Raw genomic sequence first — 13,098 nt, 5'->3', positions numbered from 1 at the left:
GTCCGCCGCCGGTCGGGCGGGCGCCTACGAGGACGCGCCGCCCGGCTTCTCGCTGAACTGGTGCCCGAGGAAGGCCCCGGTCCACGCCATCAGGTCCCCGGGCACGTAGTAGTCCTTCTCGTCGTTGATCACGTCCCAGTTCTTCACGACGTCCTCGATCGTGGCCGGACCGTCCTCGTGCACATAGCCGGGCGTGGACCCTATGAAGAAGCGCGCGAAGCGCCGCGCCCCCGCCGCGTAGATCTCGCCGTTGACCGGGCAGGCCTCGTGGGCGAGATAGGCGACGATCGGCGACACCGCCTCCGAGGGCATGCCCGCCTGCTGGGCTGCGGCCTCGGCCGCGGCCTCGTCCTCGATGCCGCCCATGCGGGTCAGGGCGGCCGGGGCGACCACGTTCACCTTGATGCCGTGCGGTTCGCCGGCCAGCCGTGCGCTGCGGGCCAGACCGACCACGCCGCCCTTGGCCGCCGCGTACGACAGGTTGTTGTCGAGGCCGAACAGACCGGCCGACGTCGTCAGCACGACGCGGCCGTACCCCTGCTCGACGAAGTGCGGCCAGGCGGCCTTCATGGTGTTGAACGAGCCGATCAGGTGGACGGCGAGGTGGCGTTCGAGGTTGTCGAGGTCGACCTCGGGCAGACCGGCCCACCTGATGATGCCGGCGTTGTTGATGACGATGTCGACACGGCCGAAGGCGTCCAGCGCGGAGTCGATGATCGCCTTGCCGCCCGCCTCGGTGGAGACGTCGTTGGTGTCCGCGACGGCCTGGCCGCCGGCCGCGACGATCGAGTCGGCCACCTGCTGCGCCGGACCGGCGTCGGCCCCCTCGCCGGCCATCGACCCGCCGAGGTCGTTGACGACGACCTTCGCTCCGCGTTCGGCCAGCAGACGGGCATGGGCACGCCCGATCCCCCGCCCCGCGCCGGTGACGACGGCCACTCTTCCTTCGAAGCTGAACTCACTCATGGGTGACTCCTGTCGTACTGCGCTGTCCCACCGTGCCTGTCTTCCGGGTCTCCCGGGGCCTCCGGGCCGTCACGGCCGGCTACTCCGCTATGCGGATGGCGAGTGCGGGGCACACCGCGGCCGCGTTGCGGACGTCGTCCGCCAGCTCGGCCGACGGGTTCTCGTTCAGCAGGACGACGATGCCGTCCTCCTCACGCTGGTCGAAGACGTCCGGGGAAGCGTTCACGCACTGTCCGGCGGCGACGCACTTCTCCTCGTCGATGAGAACCTTCATGAAACCTCTCCCAATTCGTGTCAGGGGGTGGAGACGGGGGTGTGCAGGGCGTCGACGACCTCCTGGCGGCGCAGGCGCGTCTGCTTGGGCATGTTCCAGCCCAGCACCCCGGTCACCGCGCCCTCGCTGGCGTACCGGAGGACGAACCGGCGGGCCGCCACATCGCCTTCGACGACCTCCACGTCGGCGTCCGCGGGCAGCAGCCCGTGGACCTGGAGCTTCGCCTCGAACTGGTCGGTCCAGAAGTAGGGCACGGGCACATACGGCCGGTCCTCGCCGAGAACGACGCCGGCGACGGCCGCGGCCTGCTCCGTGGCGTTCGTACGGTTCTCCAGGCGCATCAGGCGGCCATAGCCCTCATGGTGGAACCGGGCCACGTCACCGACCGCGTAGATCCCGTCCGCGGCACGGCAGCGGGAGTCGCACACGACGCCGTTGTCCAGGGTCAGACCGCTGTCGGCCAGCCACTCGGTCGCCGGCGACGCCCCGATGGCGACGACGACCACGTCGGCCGCAAGGGTCTCCCCGGTGCTCAGTTCCACCCCGGTGACCCGCCCGTCCCGGCCGCTCAGCCCCGCGACCCCGGCCCCCAACCGCAGTCGTACGCCGTGCTCCTGATGGAGTTCCGCCAGCAAGCCGCCCACCATCGGGCCCACTTGAAGGGCCATCGGCGCGGACAGCGGGCCGGTGAGGGTGACCTCCAGCCCCAGCGTGCGTGCGGTGGCCGCGATCTCCGATCCGAGCACGCCCTCGCCGACCACCACCAGCCGCGCGCCGGGGCGCAGCTCCGCCTTCAGGGCGAGTGCGTCGTCGAGACCGCGCAGCACGTACACGCCCGCCAGGCCCTGCTGGCCGGGCAGGATACGAGGCCGGACGCCGGTGGCGAGGACGACCGCGTCCGCGGACAGCTCCCGTCCGGACGCGGTGCGCACGGTCCGGGCCGCCGGGTCCAGCGCGACCGCCTCGTCACCGAGCACGAAGTCGGCGGCGAGGCCGGAAAGGATCTCCTCCGTGCGCAGCGTCGCCCGCTGCGGTTCCCACGCGCCGGAGAGGACCTGCTTGGACAGTGGCGGCCGGTCGTACGGCGCGTGCGGCTCGTCGCCGATCACGGCGATCTCGCCGGTGTATCCCTTGCGTCGCAGCGACTCCACCGTGGTGAGCCCGGACGCCGACGCGCCCACCACCAGGACCCTTCCGGGGGCGGTCATGTGCTCACCCCGGCGGCCTGGACACCATGCTCGATCCTCATAGCTGACTCCGATGTTGCTTCATACGTTCTCTCAAAATAGACCATGCGGTCTAAACAATAAAGCGGCAGGGCGGGATGTCAGGCGAGATAGCGTCCGCCGTTGGTGCTGAGGGTCTGTCCCGTCACGTAGCCCGCTTCCTCGGAGGCCAGATAGGAGACCGCGTAGGCGACGTCCTCGGGCCGGCCGGCCCGCTTCATCGGCATCGTCTGCGCGACCGCGTCCACGTCGATCGGCCCCTGGCGCACCAGGGGGGTGTCGATGAAGCCCGGGGGCACGTGGTTGACGGTGATGCCCTTGTCCGCGTACTCGATGGCCAGCGCCCGGGTGAGGCCGATGACCCCGCCCTTGGACGCCGCGTAGTGCGCCATGGCCGGGGCACCGGTCTGCGCGGACGAGGACGAGATGTTGATGACGCGCCCCCAGCCCGCCTCCAGCATGTCGGGCACCAGCTCCTTGGTGACCAGGAACGGCCCCTTGAGGTTGATGCCGATCATGCGGTCCCAGGCGTCCTCGGTGATGCCGGTGAACGGCTGGTAGGCCGTGATCCCCGCGTTGTTGACGAGGATCGTGACGGGCCCCAGCTCCGCCCGGGTCCGGCCGGCCGCCGCGGCCACGGCGGTGGCCTCGGCCGCATCACCCCCTACGGCGATCGCGGTTCCGCCCGCTTCCTGGATCGCGGTGACGGTCTTCTCGGCCCCGCCGAGATCCAGATCCCACACCGCGACCTTCGCACCCTGCGCCGCCAGTACCGTCGCGACCGCCTGGCCGATACCCCGGGCGCCGCCGGTGACGACGGCGACCTTTCCCTGCAATGACATACCCCTGCTCCTCGCTCGTGTGACACCGTGCGACAGGTCTTCGACAGACCCCGCCGCCCGGCCGGCTGTGCACCCCGTGCATGCGTCCGGCGCCCCATGGAGCACCGCCCCCCGTCAGTCGGGGAGTGCCTCCCGTGCGGCACTCCGGGCCGCCGACGCGGCCGGGAAACCCGCGTAACCAGCGGCGTGGTAGATGACTTCGGCGATCTCGTCCCGGGTCAGACCGTTGGTGACGCCGATCCGGAAGTGGGTCCGCAGTTCGGTCTCCGCGCCGAGCGCGATGAGGATTCCCAGGGTGACCAGGCTGCGGTCACGCGGACCGAGCCCCTCACGGGCCCACAGGGATCCCCATACGCTGGTCAGGCCGATCTCGACCAGTTCCTCCCCGAGGCGCCCGTCCCGCAGGTCGATGTCCCCGTCGGGGAACACCCCGGGCAGTGCGTCACGCATGGCCTTGAGCCCGGCACCGCGCAGATCGGTCGGCTCTTCGACATTCTTGGCCGTCATGGGCGACTCCTGTTGGCACGACACTGTGTCCTCCCCGCGCCCTGAAAGTTAGTCCAATCGGTCGGTATAATCAACGACCAGGACAGGAATCACCTGTCGCCAGGTCGCGAAGGAGTTCGCGGCGGACATTCAGAGGGTCGACCACCGCCCCGCAGGCATCTCCTCACGGCACGGCCATTGATCGAGCCAGGGCCCTGCTCTACTCTCACCTCAATATTCGATCGATCGGTCGACATAAAAAACTCGGGCTCACGCGGGCGGAGCAGCCCCCTGTGCACTGTGGAGGGCAGATGAGCAAGACGACGAAGACGGCGGCCGCGGCATCCAGAGGTCAGGCCGATCCGGCCGGCCTGCTGGACGTCGTGGTCATCGGCGCGGGTGTCACCGGCATCTACCAGCTGTACCGGGCTCGCGAGGCGGGCCTCTCGGCGAAGCTGCTGGAGGCCGGCAGCGGCGTCGGCGGCGTGTGGTACTGGAACCGCTATCCCGAGGCACGCTTCGACTCCGAGAGCTACACCTACGGCTACCTCTTCTCCAAGGAGCTGTGGGAGGAGTGGGAGTGGTCGGAGCAGTACGCCGGACAGCCGGAGATCGAGCGGTACTTCAACCACGTGGTCGACCGGTTCGACCTGCGGCGCGACATCGCCGTCAACACCAAGGTGACCTCGGCCGTCTTCGACGAGCCGTCCGGCACCTGGACGGTGACGGCCGAGAACGGCACCACGGTCCGGACGCGTTTCCTCGTCGCGGCCACCGGGAACCTCTCGGTCCCCTTCATCCCCGGCATCGCGGGCCGGGAGGACTTCAAGGGCGAGCAGCACCACACCAGCCGCTGGCCCAAGAAGCCGATCGACTTCACCGGCAAGCGGGTGGCGCTCGTCGGGACCGGTTCCAGCGGCGTCCAGATCGTGCCGGCCATCGCCGACGAGGTGGCCTCCCTGACCGTCTTCCAGATGAAGGCGGACTGGGTCACACCGCTCAACAACAGGCCGATCACGGCCGAGGAGCAGGCCGGGCTCAAGGCGGACTACGAGCGGATCCGGGACACCCTCAACACCTCCCCCAGCGGGTTCCTGCACGCCATGAACCCGGTCATGGGCGCGGACGTCAGCCCCGAGGAGCGCCAGGAGTTCTACGAGAAGGTCTGGAACAGCCCCGGCTTCACGAAGCTGACCGAGCACTACCGCGACATGACGTTCAATCCCACCGTGAACGCCGAGTGGTGCGACTTCATGGCCGGGAAGATCCGCGGCATCGTGAAGGACCCCGCGACGGCGGAGAAGCTGATACCGACCGACGGCGGCTACGGCGCCCGGCGCCCTCCGTTCGGCACGGGCTACTTCGAGGCGTACAACAAGCCGACCGTCTCGCTCGTCTCCCTGCCCGAGGAGCCCATCGTCCGGTTCACCGAGACGGGCATCGAGACCTCGACGGGCCTGCGTGAGTTCGACATCGTCATCTGGGGCACGGGCTACGACTTCGGTACCGGCGCGCTCAACCGCCTGGGGGTGCGCGGCAGGCAGGGGCTGGCGCTGGAGGAGCACTGGGCGAACGGCCCGCGCACCTACCTGGGGATCGCCGCGGCCGGGTTCCCCAACTTCTTCTTCCCCGGCGGCCCGCACGGCGCACTCGGCAACAACCCGCGCTACGCCGGCGACCAGGTGGAGTTCGCGCACGAGGCCCTGCTGCACGCGTACAAGCAGGGCTACGACGTGATCGAGGTCAAGGCCGCCGCGGAGCAGGAGTGGACCGACCTCATGAACAACAGCGACAACATGTCGATCTTCCAGAAGGCCAGCTACTTCTACGGGGCCAACATCCCCGGCAAGGCGGTCAGCCAGCTGCTGAACCCCACCGGGCGGTGGAAGCTCCAGGAGCTGATCCAGGAGGTCCGGGAGAACGACTTCAACACCTTCGACCTGTCGAAGGCGGGCAGCGCGGCCGACGCGTGACACCTGCTCTACGTCACGATCACGCCGGTGCCCCGGGAAACGGATCCTGGGGCACCGGCGTGATCGTGCGTGCGACCGTGCGAGTGCGTACGACCGTGCGGGTCCGTCGGCCGGATCCCGCCGCTCACGCCGCAGTGCGCGCGGCAGCGCGAAGGTCCCGCATCAGGCGGCCCGCCCGGCTTCGGAGAAGATGAACGCCCCGTACGCGTCGCCCATGGTCTCGCCCGCCGGGCCTCCCAGCGGCGATCCCGGCAACGGGTGCGGTCGCCACGAGAGCGGCGCCCCGGCCATCAGGTCCGTCCACTCCTCCTCGGCCGCGAGCCCCACCTCGACGACGTCACGCCCGTGATCGCGGGCCCGTACGAGGGCACCGGTGATGAAGTCCACCTGATCGCCGGGGTGACGAGGGTTGTCGGGGACGCAGTGCGGGCCGCCGGGGAAGAAGAAGTTCGGGAAACCCGCGGTCATGACACCGAGATAGCTCCGCGGGCCGTCCGCCCAGTAGCCGGCCAGTCTGAGACCGTCCCGGCCCCGCACCCCGAGCCGCTTCAGCGTGCCGCCGCTGAACGCGTCGTCCCCGGCCACGATGAGGCCCCCCGCGCACACACCGCTGTCGCTGTACGCGGACGATCGGCTCTCCGGAACGTGCGAGGCGGACAGCTCCTGGCGCGCGCCCCGGTGCCCGCGCCCGCGTCCCGGCCGTTACGGTGTCCGGCCCTGGCCTGCTGACGGCCGCCCGCACAGGGGCGGCCGGGTGCCGGGAGGGCTCCGGTGGCGGCGACCAGGAAGCGTGCCCGGTACTCGACGGCGTCATCGGTCAGCACCGACCAGGTCCCGGTCGGGTCGTCGTAGACGGCCGAACCCACCGTGGCGCCCAACCGGATGTGCGGGCGCAGGTCCTGACGGTCGACCAGGTGGTTGAGATAGCCCTCGATGACCGGCTGGCCGGCGCCTTCCTCGGGGCGCTGCCACGCGGCTCCCAGCTCTGCCGAGAAGAGGTGCCCGCGGACACTGCTCTCCGCCTCGAAGCGCGCCTCGAAGGAGTTGTTCCAGTACCAGATCCCGCCGACGCCGAGGCCCGCTTCGAGCAGCACCGCGGAAAAGCCCTCGGCTCTGGCGCGGTAGAGCTGATAAAGGCCTGTAGTACCGGCACCCACGATCAGCACGTCGGCCTCGGTTCGCCAGTCCACTCAACATCCCTCCTCGTGCCGAGCGGTCGCCCACCGCCAAGCAGGACACAAGAGGTTATACCGATCGGTCGGTGAATTAAATCCCACACTATCGGCGCGGGCAGAGGTAGGCAACGCCCGGAACACGGGCGGCGGGCCCCGTGTCACGCCCTGCCGGAGGAACGCGGAATCGGCACGGGAGCGGCGGTCTCCCGCTTGGCGAGGAAGTCGCTCACATGGTCCTCGATGTCGTCGAACCGGCGGCCCGGACCGGCGAATCCCGAGAAGAGCGTCGCGCAGTACTCCCGGGACAGGCTCCGGGCGTCCCACTCACCACCCGGCTTGATCCACTGGTAGGTGTGGTTGTGCATGTTCAGGAACTGCAGGGTGGCCAGCCCGGGATCGAGCCTGCGGAACGATCCGTCCTCCATCGCGGCAACCAGCAACTCCTGGACGACACCCTCGAATTCGCGGCGCTGGCTCAGCAGGCGGGTGCGGTTGTCCCCGCGCAGGTTCCGGTAGTCGTGTTCGTAGACCCGGACATGGTCCAGCCGGGCCAGGATGTTCTCCAGCAGCGTCTGGGACAGCAGCCGGAGCCGGAGCACCGGATCCTCGTCCAGGGCGGCGATCCGGTGCACACCGGCGAGCATGGGACGCATCACCCGGTCCTGGATCTCGACGAGCAGATGCTCCTTCGAGCCGATGTAGTAGTAGAGCGCGCCCCTGGCCAGCCCCGCGACATCGCCCACCTCAGCGATACCGGTGGCGGCGTACCCCTTCTCGGCGAACAGCGCGGCCGCCTTGTCGATGATCTCCTGACGCTTGGTCTCGTAGCCCGGTCCGTGCCCTGGTGGTCTTGCCATGATTCAGCATTCTAGGGACTGCGTACAGAAAACCGAGGGACGGGTCAGGTGAGAAAGAGCTTTGGATCACTCGGTCCATTTCGGTTCAGACCGCGGCGATACGGCGCAGGGTCTCGGCGATCGTGTCCTGCGAGGGCAGCCACGCACGCTCCAGGGAGGGCGCGTACGGGGCGGGCACCGGAGGCGGTGCCACGCGTGTGACCGGGGCGTCCAGATGCCAGAAGCCCTCGTCGACGGCGAGCGCGGCCAGTTCGGCGCCGACCCCGAAGTCCCGCACCGCCTCGTGGGCGATCACCAGGCGGTTCGTCTTGGCCAGGGAGGTGAGGACGGTCTGACGGTCGAGCGGGGCCACCGTGCGCAGGTCGACGACCTCGACACTGACGCCCTCGCCGCTGAGCACCTCGGCGGCGGCGAGACAGTCCTGAACCATCCGGGACCAGGAGACGAGCGTGATGTCGGTGCCCTCGCGCACCACCTTCGCCCGGCCGAGCGGGATCAGGTGGTCGGCCGGTGGCCGTGGTCCCTTGAGGCCGTACTGGAGCCGGTTCTCGACGAAGACGACCGGGTTGGGGTCCTGGATCGCGGCCCGCAACATCCCGTAGGTGTCGGCGGGGTTGGAAGGCATCACCACGGTCAGTCCGGGGATGTGCGCGAGCAGCGCCTCCAGGCTCTGCGAGTGCTGGCTGCCCGAGGAGCGGCCGGCGCCGAACTGGGTGCGGACGACGAGCGGCATGGAGGCACGGCCGCCGGTCATGAAACGCAGCTTCGCCGCCTGGTTGAGCAGCATGTCGAGGCAGACGCCGATGAAGTCCATGTACATGATCTCCACGACCGGCTTCATCCCGGCCATGGCCGCACCCACCGCCGTACCGAGGATCGCGCTCTCGCTGATCGGGGTGTCTCGCACCCTGCCGGGGAACGCCTGCGCCAGACCTCGGGTGAGCCCGAAGACGTTGCCGCCGGCTCCGACGTCGATCCCGGCCACGAACACCGCGGGATCCGCGGCGAGTTCGTGCTCCAGGGCGAGCCGTACGGCGTCCATCGAACGGAAGATCTCGGCCTCGGCCGGGAGCGGGGCCGGCTCGGGTACGGCGGTACGGGGGGCGGAGACGAAGTCGTGGAGGGTCTCCGGGGCGGGCTCGGGCAGGCTCCTCGCCCATTCCACCGCCGCGTCGATCTCCTTGTCGATCTCCTCGTCCACCGCGTCGGCCTGGGACGCGTCCACCCCGGCCGCCGCCAGATGCCGGCGGGCCACGAGCAGGGGGTCGCGCTCCTTGGCCTCGGCGACCTCCTCCGGGCTGCGGTAACGCTGCGGGTCGCCCTCGTAGTGGCCGTGCCAGCGGTAGGTCTCCGCCTCCAGCAGGACCGGGCCGCCGCCGTGCCTGATCCGCTCCACCACATCGGTCATGATCCCGGCCACCGCCAGGACGTCGTTGCCGTCGACGTGGGCGTAGGCGATCCCGTATCCGGCGGCGCGGGCCGAGAGCGGCGCCCGGTGCTGCTCGGCGGCGGGCGAGAACTCCGAGTAGTGGTTGTTCTCGCACAGGAAGACGACCGGCAGGTCCCAGACGGCGGCGAGGTTGACCGCCTCGTGGAACATGCCCTGCGCGACCGCGCCGTCCCCGAAGAACGCCACCACCACGTCCCCCGCGTCGCGCAGCTTGGCGGCGGTGGCCACTCCGGTGGCGATGGGCAGGCCCGCGCCGACGATGCCGTTGGCGCCGTAGATGCCGAGACCCGGGTCGGCGATGTGCATGGAGCCGCCGCGGCCGTGGCAGGTGCCGGCCTCCTTGCCCATCAGCTCGGCCATCATCGACGCCGTGTCCAGCCCCTTGGCCAGCACGTGACCGTGGCCCCGGTGGGTGGAGGTGATGCCGTCGGTGTCGCGAAGGGGCCAGCAGGCACCGACCGCGCTGGCCTCCTGTCCGATCGACAGATGCAGGAAGCCCGGGATCTCGGTGGCCTTGTACAGGTCCGACGCCCGCTGTTCGAACCGGCGGATGCGGCTCATCCGCCGGTACATCTCAAGGAGTTGTTCCGCGTGGGTGGATCTCACTCCGGTCATCTGCGGTGCCAGGGTCATGGTGCGTCCTCACTACTCCTGCGTCCCCTTGTGGAGCTGGTGTCCGGCCCCGCGCCGCGGGGCCGGAGCCACCCGGATCTCAGGCCCGCTCGACCAGTGCCCTGGCGATGACGTTGCGCTGGATCTCGTTGGTGCCCTCGCCGATCTCGAGGATCTTGGCGTCGGCGTAGAAGCGGGAGATCTCCGACTCCCGCATGTAGCCGTAGCCGCCGTGGATCTGCACCGCCTGGGAGGCAGCGCGGTTGGCGACCTCGGAGGCGTACAGCTTCGCCATCGCCGCCTCCGTGGCATGCGGCCGCCCCTGATCGGCGAGCCACGCGGCGCGGTAGACCATGCAGCGGGCCGCCTCGAACTCCGTGCCCAGGTCCGCGATCTTGTGGGCCACCGCCTGGAAGGCTGCCAGCGGACGGCCGAACTGCTCGCGCTCCTTGGCGTGCTGGACCGCGAGCGCGAGCGCCGCCTTCGCCAGCGACATGCCCAGCGCCGCCACGCTGATGCGGCCCTTGTCGAGGACGGACAGGAACTGGCGCAGTCCCCCGCCTTCCTCGCCGATGAGATGGTCCTCGGGGATGAAGCAGTCGGTGAAGACGAGTTCCCGGGTGTCCATGGCGTGCCAGCCGAGCTTCTTCAGCTTGCGGCCGACGGTGTAACCGGGCGTGTCCGTCGGCACGTAGAAGGTCGCGAACCGCTTGCGCCCCCCGTGGTCGCGTCCGGTCACCGCGAGCAGGGTCACGCCCTGGCTGATGTCGGTGCCGGCGTTGGTGATGAACATCTTGGTGCCGTTGATCACCCAGCCCCCGTCCGCGCGCCGGGCGGTGGTGGCGATGCCGGCCGCGTCGGAGCCGGCCCCGGGCTCGGTCAGGCCGAACGCCCCGATGGCCTCGCCGCGGGCCAGCGGAGCCAGCCAGCGGTGCTTCTGCTCCTGAGTGCCGTAGGCGAGCAGCGGCAGCGTGGCGATCGTGGAGTGCGCGTTCCAGGAGGAGGCGACGGACTGGTCGGCGGCGCCCAGTTCCTCCATCACCGCCACGTAGGAGACCAGATCCGATCCGGCGCCGTCGTACTCCTCGGGCACCAGCATGCCCATCAGCCCGAGCTCGCCCAGTTTGGTGAAGATATGGGTCGGGAACTCCTCGTTCTCGGACCACTGGGCAGCGTGCGGCGTGATCTCACGGGCCGCGAACTCGCGGACCATCTCCTGCAGCGCGCGTGTCTCTTCCGGCAGGTCGAAATCCATGTCACAGCCCCTTGGGAGTCAGCAGAACCTTGAGATGCCGGGCCCGGTCCGCAGTCAGGTCGCCGAAGACCCCGATGCCCTGTGCCAGCGGGAACCGACCGGTGAGCAGGGGTGAGGCGTCCAGGCGCCCGGTGCTCATCAGGTCGATGACGCGGGGGATGTCGAAGTTGTAGCCGAGGGTTCCCAGCACGGCCCGCTCGTAGAAGACCAACTGGCCCATGTCCACTTCGATGTTGCCGTGGCCCACCCCCGCCAGGACGACCCGGCCGCCGCGCCGGACGGTGGCGACCGCCTGTCCCGCGAGCGCCGCCACACCCGTGGCGTCGATCACCACGTCCGGGCCGATACGGCCGGTGCGCAGGAACACCTCGCGGCGCACGTCCGTCCCGCCCGGGTCGAACGCCTCCGTGACACCGATCTCCAGGAGCCTTTCCCTGCGCTCCTTCAGCGGCTCGCTCACATACAGCCCGGCCGCTCCCGCGAGACGCGCGGCGAGCACGACCGCGAAGCCGATCGGCCCGCCGCCGACCACCAGCACGTTGTCCCCCGGTCGCACTCCGGCCCGGGTCACCGCGTGCAGTCCGACCGCCAGTGGTTCGGCGAGCGCGGCCATCTCGTCGGTGACGTTGTCGGGCAGGCGGACCAGCCCGGCGAGGGGCACGGTCACGCGTTCGGCGAACGCGCCGGCGGAGGCGAGTCCTACGGAGCCGCTCTTGGGGCAGATGTGGTACTCGCCGCGCAGGCACCAGTAGCACACACCGCATCGCCAGACGGGATCGGCGGTCACCCGGTCACCGACCTCGATGCCGGGCACCTCGGAGCCCAGGGCGAGGACGGTTCCGCTGAACTCGTGCCCCAGTGCCAGGGGCGGCTCCGCTCCGGTGAGGGGGTGCGGGCCCGTGCGGATCATGTGCGGGCCTTCGAGGAACTCATGCAGATCGGTGCCGCACACACCGCACCAGGAGACCTCCACGACCGCTTCGTGCGGTCCGGGTTGCGGTGGGTCGGGTACCTCGTCCAGCCGCAGGTCCCGTGCACCGTGCCAGCGCAGTGCCTTCACGCCCTACGTCCCTCCGTGTCGTCGTGGTCCGTGTCGTCGTGGTCGGTCTCGCCGCGGTCCGGCGCGGGACCTCCGAACGTCGCCTTTCCCGGGCCGTGTTCGAGGAAGGAGCGCAGTCCGGTGGCCGCGTCGGCGGTGCCGAAGACCCCCGTGAACAGGGACCGCTCCAGGGCGAGTCCGGTGGACACGCCGGCGTCGGCGCCGTGGTCCACCGCCTCCTTGATCGCTTCCAGAGCCGCGGCGGGACCCTCGGCAAGCCGCTTCGCGTAGCCCAGGGCGGCGGCCAGCACCTCGTCGGCCGGGACCACCTCGTCCACCAGGCCGATCCGCAGCGCCTCCTCGGCGCCCACCCGGCGGCCGGTCATCAGCAGGTTCTTCGCCCGTGCCGGGCCGAGCAGGCGCGCCAGTCGCTGGGTGCCACCGGAGCCCGGCATGATGCCGAGCTGCACCTCCGGCTGACCGAGCAGGGCGTCCCGGGCCGCCACGCGGTAGTCGGCGCACAGCGCCAGTTCGAGGCCGCCGCCGAGCGCGTAGCCGGTGATCCCGGCGACGACCGGCATCGGCAGCCGGGCGACCTCGTCGAAGGTCCGTTGCAGGGCCCGGTTCCAGCTCCGTATCTCCTCGGGTCCCATCGCCGCCAGCGCCTGGATGTCGGCACCGGCCGCGAACAGCCGCTCACCGCCGTAGAGCACCACGGCCCACACGTCGCGGGAGTCGGCCAGCTCGCGCACCGCGGCCGCCAGCTCGCGCCGCTGCTCCGAGTCGAAGGCGTTCATCGGTGGGTTTGTCAGCCGGAGGACCACGACCGGCCCGTCGGCCTCCCATCGAATACGTGGCACAGAGACCCTCCTCCTCGGCGGGAAATCGCTCCGCACGACGGTTGTCGGTGGCTGCGGAGCGCCGTAAAGTGCGGCTACGGTTT

The 13,098-nt window shown here is 70.2% G+C and carries 13 protein-coding genes; 1 reads left to right on the top strand and 12 read right to left on the bottom strand.

Features of this window, described 5'->3' with window-relative positions; translation table 11 throughout:
• Window positions 1-24: 24 nt before the first annotated feature.
• From SSP29_RS28870 to SSP29_RS28850, 5 genes are all read right to left on the bottom strand, one after another.
• A complete protein-coding gene (locus tag SSP29_RS28870) occupies window positions 25-966 on the bottom strand; it encodes an SDR family NAD(P)-dependent oxidoreductase (protein ID WP_089103725.1) in 942 nt (313 codons plus the stop codon).
• A 79-nt stretch (window positions 967-1,045) separates the two neighbouring features.
• Entirely contained in the window at window positions 1,046-1,240 is a 195-nt protein-coding gene (locus SSP29_RS28865; protein WP_089103724.1) for a ferredoxin, read from the bottom strand.
• Window positions 1,241-1,260: 20 nt separating this feature from the next.
• Window positions 1,261-2,448 carry an NAD(P)/FAD-dependent oxidoreductase gene (locus SSP29_RS28860; protein ID WP_089103723.1) on the bottom strand — a complete coding sequence of 396 codons (1,188 nt, stop codon included), beginning with the start codon at window positions 2,446-2,448 and terminating at the stop codon, window positions 1,261-1,263.
• Window positions 2,449-2,567: 119 nt separating this feature from the next.
• Window positions 2,568-3,308 (bottom strand): SDR family NAD(P)-dependent oxidoreductase, encoded by a 741-nt coding sequence (locus tag SSP29_RS28855; protein WP_089103722.1) that lies wholly within the window; start codon window positions 3,306-3,308, stop codon window positions 2,568-2,570.
• A gap of 114 nt (window positions 3,309-3,422) precedes the next feature.
• A complete protein-coding gene (locus tag SSP29_RS28850) occupies window positions 3,423-3,815 on the bottom strand; it encodes a carboxymuconolactone decarboxylase family protein (protein WP_089103721.1) in 393 nt (130 codons plus the stop codon).
• 290 nt (window positions 3,816-4,105) lie between these two features.
• Here SSP29_RS28850 and SSP29_RS28845 point away from each other — a divergent pair, with 290 nt between their 5' ends.
• The gene (locus SSP29_RS28845; RefSeq protein ID WP_089103720.1) at window positions 4,106-5,767 is read left to right on the top strand and encodes a flavin-containing monooxygenase; all 1,662 of its coding nucleotides are present in this window, start codon (window positions 4,106-4,108) and stop codon (window positions 5,765-5,767) included.
• 162 nt (window positions 5,768-5,929) lie between these two features.
• Here the strand turns inward: SSP29_RS28845 and SSP29_RS28840 are convergent, their stop codons facing one another.
• The 7 genes from SSP29_RS28840 to SSP29_RS28810 all read right to left on the bottom strand — a co-directional run bounded on the left by SSP29_RS28840 (window position 5,930) and on the right by SSP29_RS28810 (window position 13,015).
• Entirely contained in the window at window positions 5,930-6,352 is a 423-nt protein-coding gene (locus SSP29_RS28840; protein ID WP_145968958.1) for an NAD(P)/FAD-dependent oxidoreductase, read from the bottom strand.
• The gene (locus SSP29_RS28835; RefSeq protein WP_089103718.1) at window positions 6,316-6,957 is read right to left on the bottom strand and encodes an NAD(P)-binding protein; all 642 of its coding nucleotides are present in this window, start codon (window positions 6,955-6,957) and stop codon (window positions 6,316-6,318) included. Before SSP29_RS28835 ends, SSP29_RS28840 begins: the two co-directional genes overlap by 37 nt.
• Window positions 6,958-7,100: 143 nt before the next feature.
• Complete coding sequence (locus SSP29_RS28830) at window positions 7,101-7,799, bottom strand: TetR/AcrR family transcriptional regulator (RefSeq protein ID WP_089103717.1); 699 nt, start codon at window positions 7,797-7,799, stop codon at window positions 7,101-7,103.
• Window positions 7,800-7,884: 85 nt separating this feature from the next.
• Window positions 7,885-9,882 (bottom strand): alpha-ketoacid dehydrogenase subunit alpha/beta, encoded by a 1,998-nt coding sequence (locus tag SSP29_RS28825; RefSeq protein ID WP_089103716.1) that lies wholly within the window; start codon window positions 9,880-9,882, stop codon window positions 7,885-7,887.
• 79 nt (window positions 9,883-9,961) lie between these two features.
• Window positions 9,962-11,116 (bottom strand): acyl-CoA dehydrogenase family protein, encoded by a 1,155-nt coding sequence (locus SSP29_RS28820; protein WP_089103715.1) that lies wholly within the window; start codon window positions 11,114-11,116, stop codon window positions 9,962-9,964.
• Between the two features lies 1 nt (window position 11,117).
• Window positions 11,118-12,176 (bottom strand): alcohol dehydrogenase catalytic domain-containing protein, encoded by a 1,059-nt coding sequence (locus tag SSP29_RS28815; RefSeq protein ID WP_089103714.1) that lies wholly within the window; start codon window positions 12,174-12,176, stop codon window positions 11,118-11,120.
• Window positions 12,173-13,015: an enoyl-CoA hydratase/isomerase family protein gene (locus SSP29_RS28810; protein ID WP_089103713.1), complete on the bottom strand. Its 843-nt coding sequence runs from the start codon at window positions 13,013-13,015 to the stop codon at window positions 12,173-12,175. Before SSP29_RS28810 ends, SSP29_RS28815 begins: the two co-directional genes overlap by 4 nt.
• Between the last annotated feature and the right edge of the window lie 83 nt (window positions 13,016-13,098).

The sequence above is a fragment of the Streptomyces hyaluromycini genome (assembly GCF_002217755.1).
GTDB classification, from domain to species: domain Bacteria; phylum Actinomycetota; class Actinomycetes; order Streptomycetales; family Streptomycetaceae; genus Streptomyces; species Streptomyces hyaluromycini.
Note: the sequence above shows the minus strand (reverse complement) of the source record. Positions and strands in the feature narration are given on the sequence as shown.

Bases quoted from the DNA above. Each gene is read 5' to 3' on its own strand.
- SSP29_RS28820 (WP_089103715.1), bottom strand. From the start codon at position 11,116: ATGGATTTCGACCTGCCGGAAGAGACACGCGCGCTGCAGGAGATGGTC.
- SSP29_RS28870 (WP_089103725.1), bottom strand. From the start codon at position 966: ATGAGTGAGTTCAGCTTCGAAGGAAGAGTGGCCGTCGTCACCGGCGCG.
- SSP29_RS28845 (WP_089103720.1), top strand. From the start codon at position 4,106: ATGAGCAAGACGACGAAGACGGCGGCCGCGGCATCCAGAGGTCAGGCC.
- SSP29_RS28825 (WP_089103716.1), bottom strand. From the start codon at position 9,882: ATGACCCTGGCACCGCAGATGACCGGAGTGAGATCCACCCACGCGGAA.
- SSP29_RS28830 (WP_089103717.1), bottom strand. From the start codon at position 7,799: ATGGCAAGACCACCAGGGCACGGACCGGGCTACGAGACCAAGCGTCAG.
- SSP29_RS28855 (WP_089103722.1), bottom strand. From the start codon at position 3,308: ATGTCATTGCAGGGAAAGGTCGCCGTCGTCACCGGCGGCGCCCGGGGT.
- SSP29_RS28850 (WP_089103721.1), bottom strand. From the start codon at position 3,815: ATGACGGCCAAGAATGTCGAAGAGCCGACCGATCTGCGCGGTGCCGGG.
- SSP29_RS28860 (WP_089103723.1), bottom strand. From the start codon at position 2,448: ATGACCGCCCCCGGAAGGGTCCTGGTGGTGGGCGCGTCGGCGTCCGGG.
- SSP29_RS28865 (WP_089103724.1), bottom strand. From the start codon at position 1,240: ATGAAGGTTCTCATCGACGAGGAGAAGTGCGTCGCCGCCGGACAGTGC.